This window comes from Haladaptatus sp. CMAA 1909 (genome assembly GCF_043952005.1).
GTDB lineage: Archaea > Halobacteriota > Halobacteria > Halobacteriales > Haladaptataceae > Haladaptatus.
In genome coordinates, this window is record NZ_JBIOAV010000001.1 from 3,111,531 (window position 1) to 3,137,390 (window position 25,860).

Annotated in this window: 27 protein-coding genes and 1 pseudogene; 15 read left to right on the top strand and 13 right to left on the bottom strand. The window is 61.7% G+C overall.

Going from position 1 to position 25,860, the window contains the following annotated elements; genetic code table 11:
• The first annotated feature begins 105 nt into the window (after positions 1-105).
• The 8 genes and pseudogenes from ACGYLY_RS16795 to ACGYLY_RS16830 all read left to right on the top strand — a co-directional run bounded on the left by ACGYLY_RS16795 (position 106) and on the right by ACGYLY_RS16830 (position 10,013).
• A complete protein-coding gene (locus ACGYLY_RS16795) occupies positions 106-1,080 on the top strand; it encodes a replication factor C small subunit (RefSeq protein WP_395283251.1) in 975 nt (324 codons plus the stop codon).
• A gap of 38 nt (positions 1,081-1,118) precedes the next feature.
• Entirely contained in the window at positions 1,119-1,799 is a 681-nt protein-coding gene (locus ACGYLY_RS16800) for a thioredoxin domain-containing protein (RefSeq protein ID WP_395283252.1), read from the top strand.
• A gap of 154 nt (positions 1,800-1,953) precedes the next feature.
• On the top strand, positions 1,954-2,697 hold the full coding sequence (locus tag ACGYLY_RS16805; protein ID WP_231185869.1) for an ABC transporter ATP-binding protein: 744 nt from the start codon (positions 1,954-1,956) through the stop codon (positions 2,695-2,697).
• Positions 2,694-4,385 (top strand): hypothetical protein, encoded by a 1,692-nt coding sequence (locus tag ACGYLY_RS16810; protein ID WP_395283253.1) that lies wholly within the window; start codon positions 2,694-2,696, stop codon positions 4,383-4,385. The genes ACGYLY_RS16805 and ACGYLY_RS16810 overlap by 4 nt, the downstream gene beginning before the upstream one ends.
• Positions 4,386-4,542: 157 nt before the next feature.
• The gene (gene alaS / locus ACGYLY_RS16815; RefSeq protein ID WP_395283255.1) at positions 4,543-7,323 is read left to right on the top strand and encodes an alanine--tRNA ligase; all 2,781 of its coding nucleotides are present in this window, start codon (positions 4,543-4,545) and stop codon (positions 7,321-7,323) included.
• Positions 7,324-7,507: 184 nt separating this feature from the next.
• Positions 7,508-8,017, top strand: a complete 510-nt coding sequence (locus ACGYLY_RS16820) for a hypothetical protein (protein ID WP_395283256.1) — start codon at positions 7,508-7,510, stop codon at positions 8,015-8,017.
• Positions 8,018-8,064: 47 nt separating this feature from the next.
• Positions 8,065-8,286, top strand: a pseudogene (locus ACGYLY_RS16825) (nitrate ABC transporter ATP-binding protein); the annotation flags it as partial.
• A gap of 287 nt (positions 8,287-8,573) precedes the next feature.
• The gene (locus tag ACGYLY_RS16830) at positions 8,574-10,013 is read left to right on the top strand and encodes a pyridoxal phosphate-dependent decarboxylase family protein (RefSeq protein WP_395283258.1); all 1,440 of its coding nucleotides are present in this window, start codon (positions 8,574-8,576) and stop codon (positions 10,011-10,013) included.
• A gap of 148 nt (positions 10,014-10,161) precedes the next feature.
• Here the strand turns inward: ACGYLY_RS16830 and ACGYLY_RS16835 are convergent, their stop codons facing one another.
• The 8 genes from ACGYLY_RS16835 to ACGYLY_RS16870 all read right to left on the bottom strand — a co-directional run bounded on the left by ACGYLY_RS16835 (position 10,162) and on the right by ACGYLY_RS16870 (position 15,695).
• Positions 10,162-10,827, bottom strand: coding sequence for a cytochrome c biogenesis CcdA family protein (locus ACGYLY_RS16835; protein ID WP_395283259.1), 666 nt, complete (start codon positions 10,825-10,827; stop codon positions 10,162-10,164).
• Complete coding sequence (locus tag ACGYLY_RS16840) at positions 10,824-11,345, bottom strand: TlpA family protein disulfide reductase (RefSeq protein ID WP_395283260.1); 522 nt, start codon at positions 11,343-11,345, stop codon at positions 10,824-10,826. The genes ACGYLY_RS16835 and ACGYLY_RS16840 overlap by 4 nt, the downstream gene beginning before the upstream one ends.
• Complete coding sequence (locus ACGYLY_RS16845; RefSeq protein WP_395283262.1) at positions 11,342-12,010, bottom strand: SCO family protein; 669 nt, start codon at positions 12,008-12,010, stop codon at positions 11,342-11,344. The genes ACGYLY_RS16840 and ACGYLY_RS16845 overlap by 4 nt, the downstream gene beginning before the upstream one ends.
• A gap of 87 nt (positions 12,011-12,097) precedes the next feature.
• Positions 12,098-12,712, bottom strand: a complete 615-nt coding sequence (locus ACGYLY_RS16850) for a hypothetical protein (RefSeq protein WP_395283264.1) — start codon at positions 12,710-12,712, stop codon at positions 12,098-12,100.
• Positions 12,713-12,724: 12 nt separating this feature from the next.
• Positions 12,725-13,234 carry a halocyanin domain-containing protein gene (locus tag ACGYLY_RS16855; RefSeq protein WP_395283265.1) on the bottom strand — a complete coding sequence of 170 codons (510 nt, stop codon included), beginning with the start codon at positions 13,232-13,234 and terminating at the stop codon, positions 12,725-12,727.
• A gap of 102 nt (positions 13,235-13,336) precedes the next feature.
• Positions 13,337-14,170, bottom strand: a complete 834-nt coding sequence (locus ACGYLY_RS16860; RefSeq protein WP_395283266.1) for an ABC transporter permease — start codon at positions 14,168-14,170, stop codon at positions 13,337-13,339.
• Positions 14,167-15,147, bottom strand: coding sequence for an ATP-binding cassette domain-containing protein (locus ACGYLY_RS16865; protein ID WP_395283268.1), 981 nt, complete (start codon positions 15,145-15,147; stop codon positions 14,167-14,169). The genes ACGYLY_RS16860 and ACGYLY_RS16865 overlap by 4 nt, the downstream gene beginning before the upstream one ends.
• A 146-nt stretch (positions 15,148-15,293) precedes the next feature.
• Positions 15,294-15,695, bottom strand: coding sequence for a winged helix-turn-helix transcriptional regulator (locus tag ACGYLY_RS16870; RefSeq protein WP_395283269.1), 402 nt, complete (start codon positions 15,693-15,695; stop codon positions 15,294-15,296).
• Positions 15,696-16,303: 608 nt separating this feature from the next.
• Here ACGYLY_RS16870 and ACGYLY_RS16875 point away from each other — a divergent pair.
• From ACGYLY_RS16875 to ACGYLY_RS16890, 4 genes are all read left to right on the top strand, one after another.
• Positions 16,304-17,095 carry an alpha/beta fold hydrolase gene (locus ACGYLY_RS16875; protein WP_395283270.1) on the top strand — a complete coding sequence of 264 codons (792 nt, stop codon included), beginning with the start codon at positions 16,304-16,306 and terminating at the stop codon, positions 17,093-17,095.
• Positions 17,096-17,413: 318 nt separating this feature from the next.
• Positions 17,414-18,829 (top strand): class I adenylate-forming enzyme family protein, encoded by a 1,416-nt coding sequence (locus tag ACGYLY_RS16880; RefSeq protein ID WP_395283271.1) that lies wholly within the window; start codon positions 17,414-17,416, stop codon positions 18,827-18,829.
• Between the two features lie 103 nt (positions 18,830-18,932).
• Positions 18,933-19,625, top strand: a complete 693-nt coding sequence (locus tag ACGYLY_RS16885) for a type 1 glutamine amidotransferase (RefSeq protein WP_395283272.1) — start codon at positions 18,933-18,935, stop codon at positions 19,623-19,625.
• Between the two features lie 80 nt (positions 19,626-19,705).
• On the top strand, positions 19,706-20,128 hold the full coding sequence (locus ACGYLY_RS16890) for a hypothetical protein (protein ID WP_395283273.1): 423 nt from the start codon (positions 19,706-19,708) through the stop codon (positions 20,126-20,128).
• Between the two features lie 31 nt (positions 20,129-20,159).
• Here the strand turns inward: ACGYLY_RS16890 and ACGYLY_RS16895 are convergent, their stop codons facing one another.
• Positions 20,160-20,729 (bottom strand): hypothetical protein, encoded by a 570-nt coding sequence (locus ACGYLY_RS16895; protein ID WP_395283274.1) that lies wholly within the window; start codon positions 20,727-20,729, stop codon positions 20,160-20,162.
• A complete protein-coding gene (locus ACGYLY_RS16900; RefSeq protein WP_395283275.1) occupies positions 20,730-20,954 on the bottom strand; it encodes a UPF0175 family protein in 225 nt (74 codons plus the stop codon).
• A gap of 168 nt (positions 20,955-21,122) precedes the next feature.
• Between ACGYLY_RS16900 and ACGYLY_RS16905 the strand changes: the two genes are divergently transcribed.
• A complete protein-coding gene (locus tag ACGYLY_RS16905; protein ID WP_395283276.1) occupies positions 21,123-22,286 on the top strand; it encodes an acyl-CoA dehydrogenase family protein in 1,164 nt (387 codons plus the stop codon).
• Positions 22,287-22,602: 316 nt separating this feature from the next.
• On the opposite strand, the gene ACGYLY_RS16910 is transcribed toward ACGYLY_RS16905, so the two are convergent.
• The gene (locus tag ACGYLY_RS16910; RefSeq protein ID WP_395283277.1) at positions 22,603-22,800 is read right to left on the bottom strand and encodes a hypothetical protein; all 198 of its coding nucleotides are present in this window, start codon (positions 22,798-22,800) and stop codon (positions 22,603-22,605) included.
• A 125-nt stretch (positions 22,801-22,925) separates the two neighbouring features.
• On the opposite strand from ACGYLY_RS16910, the gene ACGYLY_RS16915 reads away from it, so the two are divergent.
• Positions 22,926-23,381, top strand: a complete 456-nt coding sequence (locus tag ACGYLY_RS16915; RefSeq protein WP_231185830.1) for an MOSC domain-containing protein — start codon at positions 22,926-22,928, stop codon at positions 23,379-23,381.
• Between the two features lie 9 nt (positions 23,382-23,390).
• Here ACGYLY_RS16915 and ACGYLY_RS16920 read toward each other — a convergent pair whose 3' ends face one another.
• The gene (locus tag ACGYLY_RS16920; RefSeq protein ID WP_395283278.1) at positions 23,391-23,750 is read right to left on the bottom strand and encodes a DCC1-like thiol-disulfide oxidoreductase family protein; all 360 of its coding nucleotides are present in this window, start codon (positions 23,748-23,750) and stop codon (positions 23,391-23,393) included.
• 162 nt (positions 23,751-23,912) lie between these two features.
• Between ACGYLY_RS16920 and ACGYLY_RS16925 the strand changes: the two genes are divergently transcribed.
• A complete protein-coding gene (locus ACGYLY_RS16925) occupies positions 23,913-24,833 on the top strand; it encodes a DUF4352 domain-containing protein (protein ID WP_395283280.1) in 921 nt (306 codons plus the stop codon).
• Here the strand turns inward: ACGYLY_RS16925 and ACGYLY_RS16930 are convergent.
• Complete coding sequence (locus ACGYLY_RS16930; RefSeq protein ID WP_395283281.1) at positions 24,830-25,621, bottom strand: aldo/keto reductase; 792 nt, start codon at positions 25,619-25,621, stop codon at positions 24,830-24,832. The genes ACGYLY_RS16925 and ACGYLY_RS16930 overlap by 4 nt on opposite strands.
• Between the last annotated feature and the right edge of the window lie 239 nt (positions 25,622-25,860).

The window sequence follows — 25,860 nt, forward strand, 5'->3', positions numbered from 1 at the left end:
TTCGTCGGAATCGACGGCCTAATTCCACCATTTCGCCTGGGAAACCGAAACCTCCGAGCGCGGAGTCTCGGGGAGTTTAAGAACGATAGGTTCCTCTGCTGGACCATGAGCGAGGCCGACGCGGAAACCGTCCCCGGACGTGGAACCATCTGGGTCGAGAAGTACCGGCCCCAAACCCTTGACGACGTCGCGGGCCACGACGACATCACGGCTCGACTACAGAGCTACATCGAGCGAAACGACCTGCCCAACCTGCTGTTCTCCGGGCAGGCCGGAATCGGGAAGACGACCTGTGCGGTCGCCATCGCCAAGGAGTTGTACGGCGATAGCTGGCGGAGTCACTTCCTCGAACTGAACGCCTCCGACGAGCGCGGTATCGACGTGGTGCGCGACCAGATCAAGAACTTCGCCCGCCACGACCCCGGCGCGGTGGACTTCCAAGTCATCTTCCTGGACGAGGCGGACTCCCTGACGAGCGACGCGCAGGCCGCCCTCCGCCGGACGATGGAACAGTTCTCGGACAAGACACGGTTCATCATGTCGTGTAACTACTCCTCGAAGATCATCGATCCAATTCAGTCGCGGTGTGCGGTGTTCCGCTTCGGCCCGATTCCCGACGACGCGGTTGCCGAGTACGTCCGCTACGTCGCCGACGAGGAGGGAATCGAAACCACCGACGACGGCATCGAGGCGCTCGTCTACGCCGCCGACGGCGACATGCGCAAAGCCATCAACGCCCTGCAAGCCGCCGCCGTCATGGGCGAGCAGGTGGACGAGGAGAGCGTCTTCGTCATCACGAGCACCGCTCGCCCCGAGGACATCAAGGAGATGGTGAGACACGCCATCGACGGCGACTTCACGCGCGCGCGGTCCATCCTTGACGAACTCCTCACCGAACGCGGGATGGCCGGCGGGGACATCATCGACCAACTCCACCGCTCGATTTGGGAGTTCGACTTGGACGACGCCGACGCGGTTCGCGTCCTCGAACGCGTCGGCGAGGCCGACTTTCGCATCACGGAAGGCGCGAACGAGCGCGTGCAACTCGAAGCGATGCTGGCGTCGCTGGCACTCGACTGACCGGAACGATAATTCGTCGTCGCTCACTACGTCCCCGCATGACCCTCCGACGGCGAACCCTCCTCGCTGGAACCGCGCTCTTTCTGTCGGGCTGTGCCGGCCTCAGCGGCAGTAACGATACGACGACCGCGACGAACTCGAACTCGAAAACCCTCGACGACTTCCCCGCCGCACGAGGAATCAAAAATCAGCCCACGCTCGGCCCGAAGCCCGGAACGGCGGCCAGGACCGTGATCGCGTTCGAGGACCCGTCGTGTCACTATTGCGGACGGTTCGAGCGCGACACGTTCCCGAAAATCGAGTCGAACTACATCGATTCCGGGAAACTCTCGTTCGTCTCGCGATTCGCCGTCGCGCCGATTCAGCCGTGGGGGGCGCCCGCCGCGGAAGCGCTCGAAGCGACGTACGCTCGGAACGAATCCGCGTTCTGGACGCTGAAAGAACACTACTTCGCCGAACAGGACACTTTCTCCGAGTCGAACGTCCTGTCGAAGACGAAGTCCTTCCTCGAATCGAACACCGACGTGGACGCGGCGGCCGTCGTGGACGACGCGAAAAACGAGGCGTACGAAGGAGCGCTCTCGAAGGACCAACGGGCGGCGTCCGCGGCGGGTGTGGAGGGCGTTCCGTCCTTTTTCGTCTTCGAGGGCGAGACGCTCTCTACGAGCATCACGGGCGCACAACCGTACTCCGTCTTCGAGAAGGCGCTCGGTGAGTAATCTTTCGCCGCTGTCGTATCACTTACAAAATAAAAACTCGTCTGATGATTTCAGTCGGATTTTTTACGTCTCGGAACAGTCCCCCGAGTATGGCGCACACAGTCCCCACGAGTCTTGCTCTCCACTGTAAACGAGCGCAACCCGAGGTGAACCCATGAGGCCCGCCATCGAAACCGACGGGTTGACCAAGCGCTTCGACGACACGGCGGTCGTCTCGAACCTCCAACTGACCGTCCCGTCCGAGTCCGTCTACGGCTTCCTCGGCCCGAACGGCGCGGGGAAGACCACGACGATGCGGATGCTGACGACGCTGACGCCGCCGACGAGCGGAACCGCCCGCGTCGCCGGTCACTCCATCGCCGACCGGGACGCCGTCGTCCCGCACATCGGCTACATGCCCGAGGAGCCGCCGTTGTACGACGAACTCACGGCTCACGAGCAGTTGCGGTACATCGCCGGGCTTCGAAACGTTGAGGCCGACGACCGAATCGAAGCCCTCCTCGACCGATTCGACCTCCTCGAAGACGCGGACGAGCGCGTCGGCACCTACTCGAAGGGAATGAAACAGAAGACGGCCCTGATTCAGACCATCCTCCACGAACCCGAGGTCGTCTTCTTGGACGAACCCACCTCCGGCCTCGACCCGCGCGCGGCCCGCACCGTGCGCGAACTCATCTCGGAACTCACCGCCGACGGCATGACCGTCTTCCTCTCGACGCACATCCTTCCCGTCGTAGAAGAACTCGCGGATACGGTCGGCGTGCTGTACGACGGGTCGCTCGTCGCGGAGGATTCGCCGGAGCGACTCACCCACCGCGCGGAGGAGGAACAGACGCTCGAAGACGTGTTCCTCGACGTGACGAGCGAAGAACCCGCCGCGGCGCCGGTGGAGCAATGAACTGGACCCCCGGCCGGAGCGCTCGAATCGCTCGCATGGAGTATCGACGGAGCGTCCGCGCCATCGGCAAGAAGCCCGTGCAGATGCTCGCGTTCGGGTTGTTCGCTCTCATCTTCATGGGCGTGCCCACCGTCGCCGGGTCGTACTTCGCGTACAAGTTCGGCGGGGAACTCGCGACGACGGACCTTCCGCTGCTAGACGTCGCACGCGGCGGCCTCGCCGTCTGGTGGCTCATGCTCACCGTGATGCTAGCCTCGCGCGTCGTCGGAAAGACCGGTCGAATCGACCAGGAGGCGGGCATGTTGACGACCGTTCCCGCACGCGACGTGGTCGGCGGCCTGCTCGGCGCGGAGTTCTCGCGGGTGGCTTCCATCGGGCTGATTCCCGTGGTGGCGATAACGACGGCGTTGAGCCTCGCACTCGGCACGCCGCTTCCGCTCATCACCATCGTCTTCGCCCTCCTCGGGTTGCTCGCGACGGCCCTGCTCGCGGGCCACATCCTCGGCCTGCTCATCAAACTCGCCCTCGAACGGTCGGAAGTCCTCGCCCAGTACAAATCCGTCCTCGCGGTCCTCGCGTTCGTCGTCTACATGGCCGTGGTCATGTCCAACACGCTCGGAACGGTCATGACTTCGCTCTCCGGACTGCTCCAGAACGCTCCGACGGCGTGGTTCGGCGACCTCCTCGTCTTCGGGATTCCCGGCGCGTCACCGTCGCTCGTGCGGGTCGTCGGCGCGATCGGCCTCGTCGCCGTCGGGTTGCCGATTCTGTTCATCTTCGACGTTCGATTGGCGACGCGACTCTGGTACGGCGACCGGGTACAACCCGAGAACAAACAGTACGAATCCAGCGAGTCGAACGCGGACTTCCTCGCGGGTATCGCGTCTCGACCGACGCGCTCCGTGGTCGCAAACGTCTGGCGGCGAACGAAACGCTCCCCGATTCGCCTCCTCTACGTCGTCTATCCGGTGTTCTTGGTCACCGGGCCGATACAGGAAGCCATCCAAGTGGGATACGTCACGAGGACGCTCCCGGCCGTCATTTCGCTATACGGCGCGTGGGCCATCGGCGGCGCGGCGCTCAATCCCCTCGGCGACGAGGGTGCCATGCTGCCGGTGACGCTCACCTCGAGCATCCGCGGCAAGGAGTTCGTCGTGGGACACGTCCTCTCGGTGACCATCGTCGGTCTCCCCATCGTCGTCCTCGCCACCGCGCTCACCGGCTTCTTGAGCCCGCTCGAACCGATACGGTGGCTCTCGCTGACCGCGCTCAGCGTCGTCCTCGGACTCGCGGGGGCCGTCGTCGCAATCGGTATCGGAACCACGTTCCCGCGGTTCGGCGAGGTCAACGTCACCAAGAGTCGGACGGCCGTCGTGCCGAGCAAGACGGCGTTCGCGACCTACTCGCTCGCGGTGCTCCTCGGCTACGGCGGTGCCGTCACGGCCATCACGCCCGGAACCGCGGCATCCGTCTCCAGCATGTTCGAGTTCGTCACCGGCGTTCTCGGATACGCGATAATCATCTCGCCGCCGACCGTCAAACTCATCGGCGGCGCCATCGCGGTGCTCCTCGGTGTCGTCGCGCCACCGCTCTCCTATCTCTACTCCGTTCGTCGCTTCGAAAGTTACACGCTCGGCGGCGAGGATTCGGGCATTTTCCTTTTCGAGTTCGTCGGCGAGTTGCTCTAACTCCCGACCCATTTTCCGTTCTCCGCTCTTCGTTTCCCGCTCGATTCGGTATCGTCGCTTCTCGTCGCAAATCACGGGTGACGCTTCTTCCACGTATCCCGGCCTGAACGTCCTTGCGGAACTGTTTTACGCACTGATGGGTGACAAACTACCAAGAATGAGCCAACTTGAGGAGGAGTATCGCCTCGATTATTTCGAGGAAAACGGCTTCGTGCGAAAGGAATGCTCCGAGTGTGGAGCACACTTCTGGACGCGCGACCACGACCGAGAGACGTGCGGGGAACCGCCCTGCGAGGAGTACGGGTTCATCGACAACCCGAGTTTCGACGAGACGTACTCACTGGCGGAGATGCGGGAAGCGTTCCTGTCCTTCTTCGAAGACCACGACCACCAGCGGATCGACCCGTATCCGGTGGCGGCGAACCGCTGGCGGGACGATATGCTGCTCACCATCGCCTCAATCGCCGACTTCCAACCGTTGGTGACGTCGGGCGAAACGCCGCCGCCGGCCAATCCGCTGACCATCAGTCAGCCTTGCATTCGGATGCAGGACATCGACAACGTCGGGAAGACCGGACGGCACACGATGGCCTTCGAGATGATGGCCCACCACGCGTTCAACGCCCGGGAGGACATCGACGACCCCGAGCAGTACGCGTACGAAGGTGAGGTTTACTGGAAGGACCAGACGGTCGCGTACTGCGACGAGTTCTTCGAGTCGATGGGCGCGAACCCCGAGGAAGTGATCTATATCGAGGACCCGTGGGTCGGCGGCGGCAACGCCGGACCCGCCATCGAAGTCATCTACCGGGGCGTCGAACTCGCCACGCTCGTCTTCATGTCGATGGAACAGGATCCGGAGGGCGAGTACGAGATGAAGGACGGCAACCGCTACAGCCCGATGGACACGTACATCGTGGACACCGGCTACGGGCTCGAACGCTGGACGTGGGTGTCCCAGGGGACGCCGACGGTGTACGAGGCGGTCTATCCCGACATGATAGACTTCCTCAAGGAGAACGCGGGAATCGAACACACCGAGGAGGAGGAGGAACTCGTTCACCGCGCCTCGAAGCTCGCGGGGCACATGGACATCGACGAGGCCGAGGACATGGAGGCCGCCCGCGACAACATCGCGGACAAAATCGGCGTCTCGACCGCGGAACTCGTCGAACTGCTGGAACCGCTCGAAGCGATTTACGCCATCGCCGATCACTGCCGGACGCTCGCGTACATGTTCGGCGACGGCATCGTTCCGAGCAACGTCGCGACCGGATACCTCGCCCGGATGGTGCTCCGACGGACCAAGCGCCTCTCCGACACCGCCGGTGTCGATGCGCCGCTGGACGAACTCGTGGACATGCAGGCAGAGCGACTGGGCTACGAGAACCGCGACACCATCCGCGACATCGTTCGGACGGAGGTCGAAAAGTACCGTGAAACGCTCGAACAGGGTGGCCGCCGCGTTCGTCGCCTCGCAAAACAACACGCCGAGGAGGGCAAACCCATTCCGACCGAGACGCTCGTGGAGTTGTACGACTCCCACGGCCTGCAACCGGATATGGTCGAGGAGATCGCCGACGAGTTTGGCACCGCTGTCGACGTCCCCGACGACTTCTACAGCCTCGTGGCCGAACGCCACGACGGCGGCGAGGCCTTCGAAGAAGAGGAATCGGAGGACGACCGGTTCATCGATCTGCCGAAGACCGAACGCCTCTACTACGAGGACCAGTATCGAACCGACTTCGAGGCCGTCGTCCTCGACGTGTTCGACCGCGAGGAGGGCTACGACGTCGTCCTCGACCAGACGATGTTCTACCCCGAAGGCGGTGGCCAACCCGGCGACCACGGGTCGCTTTCGACCGACGAGAAGACGGTGCAGGTCACGGACACGCAAATCGAGAACGGCGTCGTCCTCCACCGCACCGACGAATCCGTCGGCAAGGGGTCCATCGTTCGCGGACAAATCGACGCCCAGCGCCGCCGTAGGCTGATGCGTCACCACACGGCGACCCACATCGTGGTCCACGCGGCCCGACAGGTCCTCGGCGACCACATCCGACAGGCCGGTGCCCAGAAGGGAACCGACAGTTCGCGCATCGACGTACGCCACTACGAGCGTATCGACCGCGAGACGGCCAAACGGATCGAACTGCTGGCGAACGAAATCGTCATGGAGAACACGACGGTCCAACAGGAGTGGCCCAACCGCCACGAAGCCGAAGAGGAGTTCGGCTTCGACCTCTATCAGGGCGGAATTCCCGGCGGGACGAACATCCGCCTCATCCACGTCGCCGAGGACGTGCAGGCCTGCGGCGGGACTCACGTCCGCCGCACGGGTGACGTCGGCGCAATCAAGCTTCTGAACACCGAGCGCGTGCAGGACGGGGTCGAACGGCTCACCTTCGCCGCCGGCGACGCCGCCATCGAGGCGACGCAGGAAACCGAGGACTACCTCCGGACCGCCGCCGATACGCTCTCCGTTTCGCCCGCCGAGGTGCCCGACACGGCTGAACGCTTCTTCGAGGAGTGGAAGGCGCAAGGCAAACAGATCGAGGACCTCAAAGAGCAACTCGCCGAGGCCCGCGCCAGCGGCGGGGGCGGCGGCGAGGAAATCGAAGTCGGCGATACGACGGCCGTCATCCAGCGCATCGACACGGACATGGAGGAACTGCGCGCCACGGCCAACGCGATGGCCGAGGACGGGAAAATCGCCGTCATCGGCAGCGGTGCCGACGGCGCGCAGTTCGTCGTCGCTATCCCGGACGATTCGTCGGTGAACGCCGGTGCCGTCGTCGGCGAACTCGCCTCCCTCGTCGGCGGTGGCGGCGGCGGCCCCGACCCTAACTTCGCCCAAGGTGGCGGCCCCGATGTCGCCAAACTGGACGAAGCGTTGGAGAGCGCTCCCGACGTGCTGAAGCAGGTTGAGAACGCCTGAACTTCGACGGCTGATTTTTCCGATTGCTAGCGGGAACCAGAGACACTGTTGCCTCGAAGAGGGCCACCGTTACGACTGATTTTCATCCCGTTCAAAGACCTCGTTTTAGCAAAACGGCAATACGGGAGAGGCGTACGATATAGTTGTCAAAACTTTTAATTGTATGTAGAGGTATTAAAAAAATATGAGAACGGAAGCACTCGAAAAGTGGGTAGATACCTCCAATTCCGGACCGGAATCTCTGTTACAGTACCGGTTTCTCAACCCCCCCTACGGCTACGTAATTGGAATTGTCCTCTGGCCAGTCTTCATATCGATCATGTCCGTGTGGGGCCTGTTGTTGCAGTCCGGTCCCCCCTCAATCGTCGTTACTCTCGGAGGACTTGTCGTCGGTATCGGTAGCTTTGTGGTGGCGAGCATGGGTTCGGCACTCGTTATGGGTGTAACCGCTTGGAACACCCCAGACAGGCGTGTTCGACGACAGTTCGCACACCTGTTTCCGTCTCTCCTTCTCGCAGTACTACTGTTCGGTCTGTATCTCAATTGGCCGATGATTCCCTATCGATACGAACTGGGGTTGAGTGCCTTTGTTGCAAACGAATTGTCGAAGATCGTATTTCTCGATCCGGCAATTGGATTCGCGTTCGTGATCTCTCCACTGGCAGTGCTCGCTCACAGGTCCCACTCCAAATGAACGTACGAGAGGACCGTACCACTGAAGGTGGCGAAATAAAGCGCGGACAGCGCGAACTTCTCGATATCTGGCGACGAACTGAAAAGACCGTGCTGTTCGTAATTCACGAGATCGAGGAGGCCGTCACGCTCGCCGACCGAATCGTCGTCTTTGGGTACGACCTCGGACACGTCGTTACGACTATCGATGTCGACGTAGAGCGACCGCGCGAGCGAACGAATCCGGAATCCGTGGCCGCCGTGGAGCGGATTCGAGAACGAATCGAATAACCGGGGCGTAGACGCTTCGGACGTTCGGCTGTGGATATCCGTATCGTCTCGATAACTCTCACTGCATCGCGGTTATCTCCCGTTCGATGACCGTCGGATGCCGCCGAAACCAAGCGTCACGCGATTTCGGTGGCTACGATAGAACGGACGACGCAGCCAGAAATAAACTACATACTGCGATATAGAATCGATCGTATTCGGAAACGGTGGTAATGCCGCGGAGGATGGGTGAGCGAGAAACCCACGTGGAGCCCCGCATTCAAGTCCGATTCGAGCAAAGGGACTCTATGGATCGCTCTGCCTTACCTGACGCCGCGTTTGTGGACCCGAACGGGGGCAATACCGAGGCCGTCCGTGACCTCGCTGCGGGCGTCCTTGACCGACTTCTCACACAACTCGAAGCGGCCGACGACCGGTCGCCGTTACCCGAAGAGCCAATCGCTCCCTCGGCCGCAATTCCGGATTCTCCGTGGTCCCCGAGCGACCTGTTCGACGGCCTCGAAACGGTCGTTGCTGGATCGATGAATCCGGCAAATCCGGGGTACATCGGCCATATGGACACGATCCCGACGACGGTCTCCGTGCTCGGCGACCTCGTCGCGTCGGCGATCAATAACAACATGTTGAGCGTGGAGATGTCACCGGTATTCTCCGAACTTGAGGTCCGGATGATCGAGAGAATCACCGCGGAGTTCGGTCTCAGTCCCAACGCTGGCGGGGTGCTCGCCAGCGGTGGCAGTCTCGCGAACCTCCACGCGCTGTCCGTTGCCCGGAATCACGCGTTCGACGTTCACGAGGAAGGACTCGCTGGTATGGATCGTAAGCCAGTGCTGTTCGCCTCGGAGGTGGCACACACGTCGTTGCAGAAGGCCGCGATGCTGCTCGGGCTCGGAAGCGACGCCGTCGTCGCCGTCGAGACGGACGACGACTCTCGAATGAACCCGGCTGCACTGGAGCAAGCGGTCGAGCGGGCGGAAGAGGACGGCCGTGCGCCATTCTGTATCGTCGCGACGGCCGGTACGACGACGACCGGGAATATCGACCCACTTCCAGCGGTCCGTGACGTCTCCGACGAACACGACCTGTGGTTCCACATCGATGCGGCCTACGGCGGGGCACTCGTCTTCTCCGAGGCCGAACGTCACCGACTCGACGGGATCGAGGCTGCCGACTCGGTGACGTTCAACCCCCAGAAGTGGTGTTACGTCGCCAAGACGTGTGCGATGGCGCTGTTCGCCGACGCCGACGTACTTCAGGAAGACTTCCGGATTGGGGCACCGTACATGCGTGGTGACGACGCGACCCCGAACCTCGGCGAACTGAGCGTCCAAGGCACCCGTCGAGCGGATATTCTGAAGCTGTGGCTCTCCTTCCAGCATCTCGGCCGCGACGGGCTCGAACAACTGATCGACGAAGGCTATCGGCTGTCGACCGTGGTTCGCAACCGAGTCGTATCGCATAACGCGTTGGAGTTGGCTAGCGAGCCGGAGATGAATCTCGTCTGCTTTCGCGCCGCACCCGAGTGGTGTCCACCGGCGGGGTGGGACGACCTGAACAGCCGACTCCAGCAGACGTTGCTCTCGAAGCACAAGTTCTTCGTCTCGTTACCGACCTATCGCGACGATCGATGGCTTCGAGTCGTCCTACTGAATCCGTTCACGGGAGAGGACACCATTCATCGGCTGTTCGACGGGATTGATGCATTTCTAGACGCAGAAGGGACATAGTGTATCCGACATATAGTATCCGAATGGAAGGTACGAATCAAATCCCGTCCTCCGTGGTCGTTGAAAACAATGGCTTCGATACCGGCGCGGGCGTCGACCTCTAACCGAAAAAACCTGCGGTAGCTCTCACGACCAACCCGGTTCGGCATCAGAACGCGTCGAGGATGACGAACGAGAGGTACAGTTGCCCGATGCCGGCCAGTATCATCAGTCCGCCCGCGACGCGTTCCACGGCGTACGAATACCTTCCCAGTTCGCGCCACCAATCGACGCCCGCCGCCATCAGCAGCGTCACGCCGCAGAGCGGAATCACGACGCCCAGCGCGTAACTCCCGAAGGAGAGGACGCGTCCGGAAAGCGGGAGCGTCAACGTCTGGGCGACGACGCCGAGGAAGACCGGTGCGACACAGCCCGCCGCCGCGAGGGCGTATCCGCCGCCGAAGACGACGAATCCAGTCGTCGATGCGGGGCGTTCCGGGAGCGGCACGCGAATCGTCGGCTGTTTTCCCGCGACGACGAGGAGGCCGACGGCGAGGAGGACGACGCCCGCGACGGGTTCGAACCACGCGAGATATCGGACGAGTTCCTGTCCCGCCACGAAGACGGCGAGTCCGACCGCGCCGAGTGTGACGAGCGCGCCGACTGCGGCACCGATAGCGGGCAGTAGCGCCGACGAAACCGTCTCGTCGTCCTGCTGTTGCAGGTAGTAGCCGATGTAGCCGGGAAGCAGCGGAAACGCACACGGTGCGAAGAAGGTGGCTATCCCCGCACTCGCCGCGAAGGCTATCGTCGGCAGGAGCGCGGAGGCACTCATCCCTTTTCCGCCGCGGCGATTTGCGTGCGAAGCGCGTCGATGCCCGCCACGCCGTGATGCGTCCACGTGATCGTTCCGTCCGGTGCCGCGACGCCGACGAACGGGAGTCCGCCCGCGTTCAGCGCGGCCATCACCGACGAGTTCGGGTCCAGTCCGAGGGTCCAGTTTCCGTCGTTTTCCGACCACCACGAACGGATGTCGCCCTTCGTCAGCGTGCCGCCGATCCGCTCGTTCGTGATGGAGACGAAGCGGACTTCACCGTCGTACTCCTCGTGCAGTTTCGTGAGCGCCGTCATCTGCTTTTTGCAGGGCGTACACCACGTCGCGAAGAGGTCGATGACGGTGACGGTATCGGAAACCGGTACCTGTACCGTTCCGGCCGTCGAACCCCGCGCGCGCATCGTCTCGACGCGTTTCGGCAGTCCGTCGTTTTCGGAGAGGCCGTTCAGCGCGACCCACGCACTCCCGCCGGTGATGCCCAGTCCCGCGAGTCCGGTGAGGAGGCGGCGTCGGTTCATTTCCGGACGGTTTCGAGGTCGTCGATTATCCGCTGTTGTTTCGGCGATTTCCCCCGATATGCTCGCTCGACGTAGCCCTTCCCGTTGACGAGTATGATGAGCGCGGAGTGGGTGAACATGTACTTGTCCTTCGATTGCTGTTTCGTCGGTTCGAAATGGACGCCGAATTTATTGGTAATGACGCTCTTGGCCCTCTTTTTCGACTTCGGCCGGAGGAAATTCCAGTCTCCGACGGACAGGTCCACGTTCATCTTCTTAGCGTAGGCTCGCAACTGCTCGGCGTCGTCGCGTTTGGGGTCGAACGTCACGGGCAGGAAGGACACGTCGTTCGCGTATCCGTTCTGTGATGCGTGGGTCTGGACGTTTCGGAGCGTCGAGATGAGTACCGGACAGATGGTCTTGCAGTGAGTGTAGAAGAACGTGAGGACGCTCGGCGTTCCGACATCTCGAAGCGAGACGGTTCGGTTTTCGAGCGGTGCGGGAATCGTCACGTTCGGAACCTTTTGCCCCCATGCCGGATACGGGAGGTCAGAACTGCTGACCTCTCTGTCGGGTTCGCCGAGCGCCACGTTCGGGTTCGAGTCGCCGAACGACCCCAAACATCCGGCCGCACTGACCACCGTTCCCGTCGCCGCAACGGAACGGAGGTACGTCCGTCGATGCATGTTCGACGGTTACGACGGAAGGAGCAAAGGCGGTCTGGTTCAATCATCGAAGGCGGGTGTGGGTTTCCCAACTGGTCGATGTCGTCTCTACGGTTTTTCTCCACTGGTCACCCGTATCCGATCTCGCGAAGCGGACGCCGCTTCCCACCGTCGGATGTAAATCGCGAGTAGCGGCGGGAGGACGTTTAGGAGGCCACCGGCCAGTATCACGTGTTCGTCGGGAATCAAAACCGTGAGCAGCGCGACGAGGAACGCGAGGCTGAACGCGCCGGAAACGACGTACATCGTGCGCTCGGTTCCACCCATCAATCCGCTCTCGGGTTCGTACCGCGCCGTGGCGACGTAGCCGATGGCGTACACGGCGAACCACGGATGGTAGTACGCGTACTCCTGCAAGAGCATGAAGAGGTCGGGATTCGGGACGAGTCGTGGCGTGTTGGCGACAGCGTTGACGGCGAGTGCGACGCCCGACAGGTACACCCAGATTCGCCACGCGTTCGCCCGTCGAATCGTCGGTGCCGTTCGCACCCAAAGCACACCGGCGAGGAGCAAAACCGCCCAGATGGCGACGACGAAGTAGATGTCCAGTTCCAGCGAGAACGGACCCACCTCGTTGACCCCGTAGGTCCCGACCCATCCGACGGCACCGCCGATGGCGACGTAGAGCAACGACCGCTGCGTCCGAGTCTCGATGGTGTTCATGAATCGGTCGAATCAGACGACGACAACGACGCCTTTCATGCCCTTGTCCTCGTGTTCACTGCAGTTGTACAGCGTTTCGCCGGTTTCCTCGAACGTGTGCGAGTACGTCTTCGAACTGCTCTCGACCAGTTCGCTTTCGAACGAGCCGTCCACCGCGACGACGTCGTGTTCGCCGCCGCGTCCCGTCCACTTCCAGACGACGGTCGTCCCGGCGTTGATTCGAATCGCGGCCGGGTCGGACGCCATCCCGCGGCTGCCGCCGCCGTTTTCGACCTCGACTTCCGATTGGCCGGTGTAATCCTCCGGTCCGTCGCCCGAATAGCCTCTCGCGTCGCTCATGTAGTCCACCGCGTCGTCGGAGAGCGACGAACCGTTTTCCGTTCCGGTGTCGTTCGACGTCGAATCCTTGCCTTCGGTTTCCGCGTCGCCGCTCGTACACCCGGCGAGGAGACCGCCAGCGAGGAGCGCCGAACTCGCTTCGATATACGTCCGCCGTGCCATGTCGGCGGGGTTGGGACTCATCTCTGTGGTCCGATATCTCCGTGAAAATGGCAAAAGCGTTGCCCGAAATCGGGCACAAATTCGGTACACATCCGCCACGAATGTGGCGTAGACGGGGGGCTATTACGCGTTCGCGCTAGTAGCTCGTCTGAGTACGACCAACGCGATGCCGGTCAGCACGAGGTCGAGGGCGATGAGGATGGCGATGGACGGCAGAATCGTGTCCCACTCCCAACCGGTGATGACGAGCGCCCGCGCGGCATCAACGCCGTAGGTGATGGGGTTGACGGCGCTGATGTACTGAATCCACTGCGGCAGTCGGTCCACCGGGAGGAACGCGCTGGAGACGAACAGCAGCGGGAGTTGCAGGAAGTTCACGGCGATGATGGTCGATTCCGTGTCACCGGTCTGGATGCCGACGACGTTCGAGAGCGCCGTGAACCAGATGGAAAACAGGATGCCGATGACCATCAGTGCGAGGACGCCGAGAAAGCCCGTGGCGATGTTCGCACCGAGGAGGACACCGACGACGACGACGATGATTATCTGAACGCAGATGCGGGCAACTTCGGCGAGCGTCTTCCCCAAAAACACGGCACCGCGGTTCATCGGCGAGACGAGCGCCTTGGCGAACATGCCCGTCTCGATATCGTTGACCAGTCCGATGCCGGAACTCGCCGCCGCGACGAGCGACACCTGAATGATGATGGCCGGGAGGAGGAAACTGATGTACTTGATGTTCCCGCTGGGACCGCCGATAGCGCCGCCGGTGACCTGGCCGAACACCTGCGAGAACAGCACGAGGAAGATGAGCGGTTGCACGATGGAGGAAGTGACGATGAACGGGTTCCGAATCGATTTGAGGAGCCAGCGGCGCATGTTCACCCACGTGTCGCCGAGGAAGCCGTTGCCCGGCGCGAGCGTCTGGTCCTCGCTCGTCCCCGTGTCGGCACTCATGCGACTACCTCCGTGTCCGATTCGGACTCCTCCGCTTCGACGCCCTCGCCGGTGACCGCGAGGAACACGTCGTCGAGCGTCGGCGACCGCACGTCGAAGCCGTCCACCTCGACGCCCGCATCACGCAGTTCGGCGAAATACTCCGCCCCGTGCGTTCGAATCGTCGTCGCACCGACCGAAATTCCGGTGTCCGTCTCGGTTACAACGGCATCGTGGAACACGTCGCCCGATTCGGCGAGACGCGTCGCCACGTCCACGTCCGACGGCGCGATTTCGAGTTCGAGGATGTCGCCGCCGACCTCGTTTTTGAGTTCGTTCGGGGAACCCGTCAGCGCGATTTTACCGTCCTTGATGAGTGAAATTCGGTCACAGAGTTGATCGGCCTCCTCCAAGTACTGGGTCGTCAGGAACACGGTGGTCCCCTCTCGGTTTATCTCGCGGAAGTAGTCCCAGAGGCGGTTTCGCGCCTTGGGGTCCAGTCCCGTGGTCGGTTCGTCGAGGAAGACGACCGGCGGGCGGTGGACCAGCGCTGTGACGGCGTCGAGTCGTTTCTTCATCCCGCCGGAGAACGTCTTTGCCGACTTGTCGGCCACGTCCAACAGGTCCGCGAGGTCGAGGAGCTCGTCGGCGCGGTCGGCGCGCTCGGCCTTCGGAATGCCATACGCGGCCGCCATGTACTCGACGTTCTCGCGCGCGGTCAACTCCTCGTCGATGCTCGTCTCCTGTGCCATGTAGCCCACGGAGCGACGCACGCTCTTCGGGTCGTCTCCGACGTCGTAGCCGTTCACCGTGACGGACCCCTCGGTCGGTCGCAACAACGTCACAAGCGTCCGGATTGTCGTCGTCTTCCCCGCGCCGTTCGGGCCGAGGAAGCCGAAGAACTCGCCCTTCGGTACCCGAAGGTCCACGCCGTCAACCGCTTTCGTACCGTCGGGATAGACGACGCGAACGCCGTCCGCACGGATGGCATCGCTCATCGGTTACCCCCGTCTGCACTCTCCATCATAAGTGACGTGACGAAATGTTGGAACATATATCCTGCTTTCGTTTCTGTAGTCATATACTATCGAGTCAGTAGTCTCGTATCTACTACGGAATCTGTATCGTTGTTTCCCAACGGCTATCACTCCTCTCCATCGAGGTCGTGAACGGAGGCCCATTCGTAGAGGTGGATGAACACAGGCGCGAGGTCGTCCGCCGCGCCCGTGGGTTCGTACTCGACACGCGGCGGAATCTCGTCGTACGACCGTCGCGTCAACAATCCCGCCTCCGTGAGTTCCGAGAGGCGTTTCGAGAGCGTCGTCGGCGACACGTCGAGGCGGTCTTCGAGGTCGCTGAACCGCAGGGGTTCGTCGCTCCACGAGAACGTGTGGAGGACGGGAAGGGCGTAGGCACGCCCGAGGAGCGTAAAAAGCTCCGTGATGGTCTCCTTCTCCGCCGCCTCCCCGTACTCGTCGAGTTTGGCGCGGTACCGCCGTCCACGTTCGAGGACCGCTTCCGGGTCAGGGAAGTCGTCGTCGCTCATGGAGTACACTTCGTATTCTGTAGTAATAGCGTTCTCGCCGTTTCTCCCCGAAATCGGAGAACTCCACTTTTCGCTCATCGATGCGAGTCGGGAATTCGTCGCAACCCCGCAGTTCTACGCATTTGATATAGCAAAATCTAGTTTATTCATTACGTCGGTAGCTCACTGTCCCGAACGCGTAAACGGAGATTACGGGCCACGAGACGGCTGGAAAAACGGAATCTCGCTTCGATCCGAACGTCCAGCTCCTTTCAATCTACCCACACCGCAACCACACCGCATTCACACCGCAACCACACCGCGACGGCCACTCTCCCCAACCGACTGTGCTTCTCGCTCGTCACACTCGCTGCGATGCTCGTCCCTCGCACGGGAAGCCCCCGAATCCTCGGACGAAACGCCCTCGCCTTCGGGTGGCACGCGCGCCGAGCGGCTGGTCAGCACTCGCGCAACCGTCGTGCCGATTGGCACGCGTTGACGGAGAAGGCTTTCTACGGCACTTTTTGGGCCGCTCCACCGTCACCAAAATCGACATCTCCGTGCCGCACGCCTCGCCGAACTCGAAACGGACGCTTTGAAACGCTCCAACCCCGTACACTCGACCACAAATGCCGTTCACTGAAAACGACGGAATTTCGCTCTACTACGAAACGGACGGCCCGACGGATCACGACACGGTGGCGTTCGTCGGGGACGTCGCGTTTGGTGCGTGGCAATGGGGCTGGCAACACGCCGCCGTCGCCGGCCCCTTCGAATCGCTGGTCTGGGACATTCGAGGCGCGGGACGTTCGTCCGCGCCGGACGGCCCGTATTCCGTCGCGGAATTGGCGGGCGATTTGGAGGCGGTATTGGTCGACCACGGCGTTCGGAAGGTCCACCTCGTCGGCGCGGGACTGGGCGGGATGGTCGCGCTCCAGTACGCAAAGCGGTTCTCGCGCGCGAAGACGCTGACGCTCATCGGTACGGCGGCGAGTGGGGATCGAATCGCCCCGGACGTTCGGGAACGACTGCTCGCCGAGAAGACCCCCGACGCGCTGTCCGAGTCGCTTCGTCCCGTCGTGAGCGAGGATGTCTTCGCCGGCGGACTGGACGAGGTGGTGGAGTGGCGTCTCGCGGACGACGCCGACCGTCCGGCCCAACGCGCCCAGTTCGCGGCGATGGAGGGATTCGACGTGAGCGATAGCCTCTACGAAATCACGACGCCGACGCTCGTGATTCACGGGACCGACGACCGCGTGGTGCCCGTCGACGCGGGAAAATCGCTGGCCGACGGGTTGCCGCGCGGAGAATTACGGATCTTCGAGGGGGCGCCGCACCTCGTTCACGTCGAACGGTCGAAGGCGGTCAATGACGAACTGGTCGACTTTCTGGCCGCGAATGCGGAGAAAACGTTCGACTGATTTCCGCTTCGAAACCGAATCGTTCGTATGCTTCTACAAGCTACACATCTCGGACGAATCGTCTGCGGCTACCCGTCCCGACACTTCTGGCACGCGCCGTTCTCGACGTAGACGCTGAGGGTCTTTCGTCCACACTGTTCGCACTCGACGAGTACCTCCTCCGGGTCGGGGTTGTTCTCACTCACCGTTCGTCACCTCGTCCGTGACATTGTGATGCTTGCACATCAAACTATTTTATATAGCCCGATAGGTGCTCGTAGTAATACCACCCGTGTACGTCGCCCGAACGGCTAACCCCGTGCACGTCGCAGACGAGGTATGTCACTCCTCTCGGCGCGACACGCGGGTCGCTGGGGGAACCGGACGGCCATCGTGGACGAGGATGAGCGGGTTTCGTACGCCGAACTCGACGCACGAGTCGGATCGATGGCGGGACGACTCGCGGCCCTCGGCATCGAACCGGGCGATTCGGTCGCTCTCGTCTCGCGAAACTGCGCGGAATCACTGGTTTCCATGCTCGCAGTTTGGCGGGTCGGCGGTGTGTTCGCGCCCGTTTCACACCGACTGACGCCCGCCACCGTCTCGCGGCCGATGGACCGAATCGACCCGGACCTCGTGTTGTTCGAGTCGGCGCAGCGCGACCTTGTTCGGGAGTTCGACGCCCGCTCGTTCGAGGAGGTCGAACACGTCTCGCCGGCCGACTTTCGCCCGGCCGAGCGTGCGGACGGGGAAGCCGCTCTCCACGTCCATACCGAGGACGGTACGCGGGTCGTCGAACTGTCGACCCGAGCCGTCGAATGGAACTGCCGAATCGCAACCGCGGGGTGGGGACTCGGCAGGAACGATTGCACCATCACCCTGTGGCCGTTGTCGCGTCCGGACTGCCTGCTCGGATTCGTGCTCCCGCTTCTCACCGTCGGCGGCCGGGTCGTGACTCGGCGTGCGTTCGATCCGGACGACGCCACGACCGCAATCGAGGAATACGATGTGACCTGTCTCGTCGCCGGTCCGACCGAGTTCCGCGAACTGGCTGACGCCGGTTTCGACGGAACTCCGGCGGCGCTCGAATGGATGGCTGCCCGCGGCCGCGTTCCGCCGGACGTTCGGGAAGCGTTTTCGGTTTCTCTCCTCCCCGTCCACGGCCGTGCGGAAACCGGCGTCAACGTCCTCCGCGGAACGCCGGGTTCGGGCGAGGTGGCGTACCCGTTTCCGAACTGTGCGGTGCGAATCGATGGGGGCGACGTGGATACCGTAGACGAGGCGAACGACGGGGCCGGAACCGAGATGGGCGAACTCCTTGTTCGGAGTCCGGCGACGGCGACCGGCCACCTCGACGGCGAGGCGTTCGGCGACTGGGTGGCGATGGAAGGCGTCTTTCGACGCGAAGCGAACGACACGGGTGGGTATCTCCTCGTCGGCGACGGTGTCGATTCGTCCGAGAACGGGAAACGGCGTCCGCGCGTTCATCCGCGGGCGGTCGAAACCGTACTGGAATCACACCCCGACGTTCGGGAGGTGGGCATCGTCGAAACCGTCTCCGAGACGGGTGGAACGGCACCGAAGGCGTTGGTCGTCGGCGACGTGTCTCCGGGCCAACTCCGCGAGTTCGCGGAGGAGCGACTCGCGCCGTACGAAGTTCCGCGGGCCATCGAACCGGTTCCGTCGCTTCCGCGCCGTCCGACGGGCGAACTCGACCGGGCGGCACTGCGCGGACAATTCGTGACACGAAGTTGAGTGATTAACCTGCCGGAAGAACTGTATGTGACACCGTGTCATCGACGTCGAAATCCCCTGTAGCGAAACTCATTTTACGCTTCGGGTTGCTAGTGTCACCCGAATGGATCGGCTCAGAATCGCATTTTTGAACGCCTCACACGGCGACGAAAATACGCGGCGAAATTTCCGCCGCGAACTCGATGCGGACCTCGTGGAATTCGACGCGACAGAACATCATCTCCCGGACAGCTTCGACTTCGACGCGGCAGTCATCTCCGGTTCGCGGGCATCAGTGTATTGGGATGAAAGTTGGATTCCGCCCCTCAAATCGTGGGTCGGCGACGCCGCCGAAACCGGCATGCCGATGCTCGGAATCTGCTACGGCCATCAACTGCTCGCCGACGTTCTCGGCGGCGACGTTCGGGACATGGGCGAGTACGAAATCGGCTACCGAGCGGTCGAACACTCCGGCGACTCGATGCTGTTCGAGGGAATCGACCGTCAGTTTACCGCGTTTACGACTCACTCCGACGAAGTGGCGGAACTCCCGCCGGGCGCGAAACCGATCGCGGAAAACGACTACTCCAATCACGGCTTCCGAAAGGGGGACGTGTTCGGCGTCCAGTTTCACCCCGAGTACGATACGAAGACGGCGGAGAAAGTCACCCGCGGCAAGGACCTCGCGAAAGAACGTCTCCAAGCGGTCTTGGACGGTATCAACGACGAAAACTACACGGCCGCGTGCGAGGCGAAAACGGTGTTCGACAACTTCACCGACTACGTCCGTACGGTGCAGGATCCCGCCGCGGACTGACACGATTTTCCGATAGGGTGATAAATAACCTGAATACTGAACCACCAGAGTCACCCCCGTAGAACGAGTGTTTTCACTCCATGGCAGACCAGACGACAAACGACGACGGTGGCTCATCACGCGCTACCGCTTCGCCTGCCGGGCCGAGTGCCGACGTCCCTCCGCTGTCACAGGACGCCCTCTTCGATGCCCTATCGTCCCGTCGAAGCCGATACATCCTTCACGAGTTGCGGTCCGAAGACACGCCGGTCACGCTCGAAGACATCGTCGACACCGTCGCCGCGTGGGAGACGGACAAATCCATCGACCTCGTCTCCGACGAACACCGCCGCAACGTCCTCATGTCGCTGCAACACACGCAACTCCCGAAACTGGCGATGGCCGGACTCGTCCAGTACGACGACGAGCGAAAACTCGTCGATTCGGGAATCCACTCGGAACAGGCCGACGCCTACCTCGACATCGCGGTTGCGCGGGACGACGCGGTTCCGACGCCGGAGTAATGCCATTTTGTAGACGACGAAGAACAGTCCGTTAGAGTATCTCTTCGACACCATCGACCGGTGAGTAGTAACCGATGTCTTCGACCCACGAGGTAAGCCAATCGTCTGCGGTTTCTATCGAAAGCATATCCTCTCGAATGCCGTGAACCAAAATTCCAATCGACCCCGTAACCTGTACATCGAGTTCCCGTGCTAATGTCCGGGCATCCCCGTCGTCGCTCGCGAAGACGACGGGGTAATCTGACTTCCGATAGCTTACAGATTTAATCTCCCACAGAGCTAATGCCAATGCGCGTGCTTCTCCGTTATCCAATTTTTTATTCAGACGAGGTGACATCCTCTCTACAAAAGATGAAGTCAGTTTTGGTGCAGCAATTTCATAGTTTGTTTCTGTACTCGAAAGTGATGCAGGTGGGAGTTCAGAAAGTGCTCGCTCTAAAAATTCGTACCCCTCTTTGACACCTTGTTCCAACTCAGCCACTACTTCACGAGCAGTATACGATTGCTCGAACACATCTACGAGAAAGTCCATCGAATTCGTATACGCGAAATTAGAGAGTACAGTAGCATCAAGAACTACAAACTGGGCTTGTCCGCTCATCTATTCGTCAGAAAGTGCGTCGATATCGCGCAGAAGGTCGTCCTTCGATTTCGGCCCCAACCGCAGAGTTACTCCCGAATCGCCGAGAATAGTCCGCATCTCCATTCGAGAAATCCCCAGGCGGTCTGCGGCCTGTCCGAGCGTCAACTCTTCGAGGGCATACAGTCCGATGACGGTTGCGAGTTCGTCGTCATCGTTCGTGGCGCGCTGGTTGTGGGCCGCCATTGATACGTGTCATATTTGGTCATCTCAACTAATGAATGTTCGCCCGTTCGATTATCGAACCTCACAGTATGCTCTCATAAATGCCGACCAGTATTTGCCCCGTTGCCCTCACTCGTTTCGTTCCCCGGAGTAGGAGGGCTTTTTAACGTTCCCTCCGGAGGGTTTTGCATGCTCGATTACCTGGAATTGGAAGCCGACCTCGGACAGGAAGAGCGGATGGTCCGGGACACCGCCCGCGAGTTCGTCGAAGAAAACGTGAAACCCGACATCGGGGAGCATTACGAAGCGGGAACGTTCCCGAAGGAGGTCATCCCCGAGATGGGCGAACTCGGCTTTTACGCGCCCAACCTCGACGGCTACGGTCTGCCGAACCTGAGCGAGACGGCCTACGGCCTGCTGATGCAGGAACTCGAAGCCTGTGACTCCGGCCTGCGCTCGATGGCGAGCGTGCAGGGCGCGCTCGTGATGTATCCGATTCACGCCTTCGGCTCCGAAGAACAGAAAGAGCGGTGGCTCCCCGACCTCGGCGAGGGGAAGGCGGTCGGCTGTTTCGGCCTGACGGAACCCGAACACGGGTCGAACCCGTCGGCGATGGAGACCTACGCAGAGCGAGAGGGCGACGAGTACGTCCTCAACGGATCGAAGACGTGGATAACGAACTCCCCGATTTCGGACGTGGCGGTCGTCTGGGCGCGCGACCGCTCCGCCGAGGACTCGCCGGTTCGCGGCTTCCTCGTGGAGACCGACCGCGACGGCGTGACGACGAACAAGATCGACGACAAACTTTCCCTCCGCGCCTCCATCACGGGCGAAATCAGCCTCCAGAACGTCGCCGTTCCCGAGGACGCCGTCCTCCCGGGCGTCACCGGCATGAAGGGGCCGCTCTCCTGTCTCACGCAGGCCCGCTACGGCATCGCGTGGGGTGCGGTCGGCGCGGCCCGCGACTGCTTCGAGACGGCCCGCCAGTATGCGACCGACCGCGAGCAGTTCGGCGGCCCAATCGCGCGGTTCCAGTTGCAACAAGGAAAACTGGCCGAGATGGCGACCGAAATCACCACGGCCCAACTGCTTGCCCACCGCCTCGCGGAGTTGAAAGAGCGCGGCGACATGCGACCCCAGCACGTCTCGATGGCGAAGCGGAACAACGTGAGCATGGCCCGCGATCAGGCCCGCGTCGCCCGCGAGATGCTCGGCGGCAACGGCATCACGACGGACTATCCGCCGATGCGCCACATGGCGAACATGGAGACGGTGTACACCTACGAGGGAACGCACGACATCCACACGCTCGTCCTCGGGCAGGATCTCACTGGCATCGCCGCCTTCGAATGAACAGCCAGCGGGAGTGAATTCGAGCACGCAGGATGCGGTTTATCCTGCCATGTTCTTGTGAGCGACGGAGGAGCGAAGTCGAGCCTGCGGGAACTCTGTTCCCGCAACGTTCGAGTAGTACCTTTTTACTTCGGGTCCTCCTCGATGCGCTTCGCGCATCTCGCGAACCGCTCGCAAAAATCTACGCTAAAAAAGCCGACGGCGAAACGAAGTGAGCCGTCGGTGAATCGCGCTCACTGCGTTCGCGCGAATGCTCTAGGGTTTAGTTCATCTCCGGAGTGAACGGCTGTTTCGCCGGTTGAAATTTCGCCACCTCTCACCATGCCTCCTGCCGTTGCAGGAAGAGATACAGCAAGCCGACGAGGAAGAATGCGCCGAGGAATGCGATCACCCCGCTCACAGTAGTGATGAGACTCTGGGGACCTTCAGCAGTGGTCATGAAGGTCCCGAAAAGGGTCAGACAGAGGGCCGTCCCGAACATGATTCGAAAGTCCGTCAGCGTGAGTTCGGTCATTATCGGTCTGTTCGTCTTCCTTTTTATTTATCAGTTCCTTCCCGACAACATTGACTCGCTGCGAACGGAACGAACCGAATCGCCGTCAACCACGATTTTATGCTCCCGGCTCACAATCGACGTGCATGAACGGAACGGGCGAAATCGAGGCGATTCACGTCGCCGACGAGGCGGAAACAGAACCGGAAGGAGTTCCGGAGGTAGAGGCGGTCGCGGGGCGCGGACTGCGCGGCGACCGCTATTTCAGCGACGAAGGAACGTTTTCGGGTGACGATATCACGCTCATCGAGGCCGAGGCGTTGGACGCCATCGAGGAAGAGGCCGAGATCGCGCTCGAACCGGGTGCCCATCGTCGGAACGTGACGACGCGGAACGCGGCGCTGAACCACCTCGTCGGCGAGCGGTTTCGCGTCGGCGAGGCGGTCTGTGAGGGCGTCGAACTCTGTGAACCCTGTTCGCATTTGGAGTCGCTGACCGAGGACGGGACGCTCTCGGCGCTCGTCCATCGCGGCGGACTCCGAGCCAGCATCGTCGAATCCGGAGAGATTCGGGTCGGCGACGGTATCGAGCAACTGTCCTGAGGGGCCCGCTCAGCGACTGAGGAGTTTGCCCCACCACGCCCTGCGGTCCGCATTCCATCGGTACACCGGTTCGCGGATTCGGGCGCGGGTCGACTCCGGAAGGTATCGAAAGAGGGTGACGGCGTGACGAGACGGGTCGTCGAGTCGCGCGATGACTTCCTCCATCGCCGCGCCACAGGAGTACACTCGCTCGTCGGTGAGGAGGTGTGCGCACTCTTCGAAACTCGCGGGCAGGCGTGCGCGCCGGTCTGGCGTGAGGTCCGAGAAGCCGACGAGTTCGAAGTCGCCATGGTCGTCCGCGTACTCCGCGACCCACGTACAGAATCCGCAGTCGTCGTCGTAGACGAGACGGGGTGTCGCCGTTTCCATGGCTATTCGTTGGCACTTCGTTCGAATACGAGTTCCGGCAACGCTCCTTTCCCGACATATGTGTCAGCAATCCACACGCAAAAACTCCGAACGCTTACCTGATATCTCAGTAAACGAATGACTTCCCGAGTCTTTATTTACATGGTCGTATATAAATTACCCATGCGCCGTAGAAGATTTCTGCTGGCGTCTGGAACGACACTCGCCGGGGGGGCCTTGGCGGGGTGTACCGGTTCCGGGCCGAAGAACGGCGGGAATGGGGACGATTCGAACAAGAAACAAACGGGTGGGTCGGGACCGTCGAACAAAACGACCTCGGGTGGGGACGACGGGGGTGATGGAAAAGCCACCGTTGGCGGTTTCCAACTCGTCGCGGCGAACGTGCCCAACAAGGTCACCATGGGTCAGGAGTTCATGCTCTCGTTGACCCTCAAGAACGTCGGCGATAAGAAGAGGGCGTTCACGTCTCCGGTTCAGGTGGACGGCAACACGCCGGGTTCACAGCAGATGGGGCAGCTAAAGACCGACAAAATCGCCCCCGGAGAGACGACGAAGTGGTCCACCAAACTCACGTATCCGTACGTGGCGACGGTCAAATACCATATCGAGAAGTTGAAAAAGACGTTCACCATCGACATCGTCGGCGAGAAACTCTCGCTCGGCCAGACCTTCCGCAGTCCGACGGAGGTCGCCGTGACGATACAAGATATCACCCTCACCGACCACTACCGATACGAGACGGGCAGCGGTGGGTCCGAGATGGTGGAGGCGAGCGATGGAAAACAGTGGGCCTTCGTCACCGTCAAAGCCGAGAACAAGTTCCGTATGAAACAGACCCTTCCGAAGGGCGAGAAGATTCAATTGATTGTCGGCGGCCAAAGGATTTCACCAACGGACATCACTAAGGAAGACGGGCAGTATAAAGTCAACCGGTTCGGCGACAGAACCGTCGCGTCCGGCGAAAGTCTATCCGGGTGGCTCGCCTACGAACTTGCCGCCGATAAGACGGTCGACGATTTGACCGTCGAATGGAAAGGTAGCGACGGCAACGGGTCGTGGTGGGCGCGCTGGAACGGTAACTAGTTCCACGCGGCTCCGTCCGGATCCACGAGTCGCTCCTCGCGGTCGATGGCGGCTATCTTCGCCATGTCCTCCTCGTCCAATTCGGGGGCCGAGAAGTTCTCTCGGAGGTGGCTCTCACCCGTGGCTTTCGGGATGGGAACGACGTTCGCCAACCCTTGTAACCACGCGATGCTGATCTGCGTCGGCGTCGCGTCGTACTTCGCCGCGATGTCGCGGAGTTCGGGAACGTCGTCCGCATCGCCCTGCATGATGGGAGCGTAGGCGACCAGCGTTATGTCGTGTTCCGTCGCGTAGTCGTGTAGTTCGTCCTGTCGAAACAGCGGATGCATCTCGACCTGATTGGCGGTGACGGGTGCGTCGAGAATGTCACGCGCCTCGTCGAGCAGTTCGGGCGTGAAGTTGCTCACGGCGACGTTGCGCGCCGTTCCCTCGTCGTACAGCGTGTCGAACGCCGGGAGGGTGTCCGCCGCGTCGTAGGCCTTCATCGGCCAGTGGACGTAGAGCAGGTCCACGTAGTCGGTGCCGAGCCTGTCGAGGCTTTCTTCCGTACTGGAAAGCACGTCGTCGCGTGCGAGGTTGTCCGGGAGGACCTTCGTGGCGAGAAAGACCTCCTCGCGCGGAACGTCCGCGTCGGCGATTCCGTCGCCGACCCCCGATTCGTTGTCGTACATCTGTGCGGTGTCGATGTGTCGATAGCCGAGAGACAGCGCGGTCCGTACCGTTTTTGCACACTGGTCGCGGTCCTCGTTGCCGGACGTTCCCAAGCCGGGCGATGGAATCTCCGTCATGGACCTGAAAACGGGGGCGAAAGCGAAAAAGGTCGGTATCGCGGAAGCGTTGGCTGATTCGTGTACCGTTCGCCCCGTACCCGAGTTCCACCGGAAACGATGGGGGTTGTCGGCACGTCACCAACCCTCACGTCTGACATATGTCTGCCGCTTGGCGCGCACCCTCGAAAACTCCCCTTTCGGTGTCAGGACTTCGACTGCAGTGAAGGGGTTTGTGAATCCTTCTCGAACCCCTCTAT

What these genes read in the sequence shown, in the direction of transcription:
- ACGYLY_RS16795 (WP_395283251.1), top strand. Translation starts at nt 106, where the DNA reads ATGAGCGAGGCCGACGCGGAAACCGTCCCCGGACGTGGAACCATCTGG.
- ACGYLY_RS16800 (WP_395283252.1), top strand. Translation starts at nt 1,119, where the DNA reads ATGACCCTCCGACGGCGAACCCTCCTCGCTGGAACCGCGCTCTTTCTG.
- ACGYLY_RS16805 (WP_231185869.1), top strand. Translation starts at nt 1,954, where the DNA reads ATGAGGCCCGCCATCGAAACCGACGGGTTGACCAAGCGCTTCGACGAC.
- ACGYLY_RS16810 (WP_395283253.1), top strand. Translation starts at nt 2,694, where the DNA reads ATGAACTGGACCCCCGGCCGGAGCGCTCGAATCGCTCGCATGGAGTAT.
- alaS (WP_395283255.1), top strand. Translation starts at nt 4,543, where the DNA reads ATGAGCCAACTTGAGGAGGAGTATCGCCTCGATTATTTCGAGGAAAAC.
- ACGYLY_RS16820 (WP_395283256.1), top strand. Translation starts at nt 7,508, where the DNA reads ATGAGAACGGAAGCACTCGAAAAGTGGGTAGATACCTCCAATTCCGGA.
- ACGYLY_RS16830 (WP_395283258.1), top strand. Translation starts at nt 8,574, where the DNA reads ATGGATCGCTCTGCCTTACCTGACGCCGCGTTTGTGGACCCGAACGGG.
- ACGYLY_RS16835 (WP_395283259.1), bottom strand. Translation starts at nt 10,827, where the DNA reads ATGAGTGCCTCCGCGCTCCTGCCGACGATAGCCTTCGCGGCGAGTGCG.
- ACGYLY_RS16840 (WP_395283260.1), bottom strand. Translation starts at nt 11,345, where the DNA reads ATGAACCGACGCCGCCTCCTCACCGGACTCGCGGGACTGGGCATCACC.
- ACGYLY_RS16845 (WP_395283262.1), bottom strand. Translation starts at nt 12,010, where the DNA reads ATGCATCGACGGACGTACCTCCGTTCCGTTGCGGCGACGGGAACGGTG.
- ACGYLY_RS16850 (WP_395283264.1), bottom strand. Translation starts at nt 12,712, where the DNA reads ATGAACACCATCGAGACTCGGACGCAGCGGTCGTTGCTCTACGTCGCC.
- ACGYLY_RS16855 (WP_395283265.1), bottom strand. Translation starts at nt 13,234, where the DNA reads ATGAGTCCCAACCCCGCCGACATGGCACGGCGGACGTATATCGAAGCG.
- ACGYLY_RS16860 (WP_395283266.1), bottom strand. Translation starts at nt 14,170, where the DNA reads ATGAGTGCCGACACGGGGACGAGCGAGGACCAGACGCTCGCGCCGGGC.
- ACGYLY_RS16865 (WP_395283268.1), bottom strand. Translation starts at nt 15,147, where the DNA reads ATGAGCGATGCCATCCGTGCGGACGGCGTTCGCGTCGTCTATCCCGAC.
- ACGYLY_RS16870 (WP_395283269.1), bottom strand. Translation starts at nt 15,695, where the DNA reads ATGAGCGACGACGACTTCCCTGACCCGGAAGCGGTCCTCGAACGTGGA.
- ACGYLY_RS16875 (WP_395283270.1), top strand. Translation starts at nt 16,304, where the DNA reads ATGCCGTTCACTGAAAACGACGGAATTTCGCTCTACTACGAAACGGAC.
- ACGYLY_RS16880 (WP_395283271.1), top strand. Translation starts at nt 17,414, where the DNA reads ATGTCACTCCTCTCGGCGCGACACGCGGGTCGCTGGGGGAACCGGACG.
- ACGYLY_RS16885 (WP_395283272.1), top strand. Translation starts at nt 18,933, where the DNA reads ATGGATCGGCTCAGAATCGCATTTTTGAACGCCTCACACGGCGACGAA.
- ACGYLY_RS16890 (WP_395283273.1), top strand. Translation starts at nt 19,706, where the DNA reads ATGGCAGACCAGACGACAAACGACGACGGTGGCTCATCACGCGCTACC.
- ACGYLY_RS16895 (WP_395283274.1), bottom strand. Translation starts at nt 20,729, where the DNA reads ATGAGCGGACAAGCCCAGTTTGTAGTTCTTGATGCTACTGTACTCTCT.
- ACGYLY_RS16900 (WP_395283275.1), bottom strand. Translation starts at nt 20,954, where the DNA reads ATGGCGGCCCACAACCAGCGCGCCACGAACGATGACGACGAACTCGCA.
- ACGYLY_RS16905 (WP_395283276.1), top strand. Translation starts at nt 21,123, where the DNA reads ATGCTCGATTACCTGGAATTGGAAGCCGACCTCGGACAGGAAGAGCGG.
- ACGYLY_RS16910 (WP_395283277.1), bottom strand. Translation starts at nt 22,800, where the DNA reads ATGACCGAACTCACGCTGACGGACTTTCGAATCATGTTCGGGACGGCC.
- ACGYLY_RS16915 (WP_231185830.1), top strand. Translation starts at nt 22,926, where the DNA reads ATGAACGGAACGGGCGAAATCGAGGCGATTCACGTCGCCGACGAGGCG.
- ACGYLY_RS16920 (WP_395283278.1), bottom strand. Translation starts at nt 23,750, where the DNA reads ATGGAAACGGCGACACCCCGTCTCGTCTACGACGACGACTGCGGATTC.
- ACGYLY_RS16925 (WP_395283280.1), top strand. Translation starts at nt 23,913, where the DNA reads ATGCGCCGTAGAAGATTTCTGCTGGCGTCTGGAACGACACTCGCCGGG.
- ACGYLY_RS16930 (WP_395283281.1), bottom strand. Translation starts at nt 25,621, where the DNA reads ATGACGGAGATTCCATCGCCCGGCTTGGGAACGTCCGGCAACGAGGAC.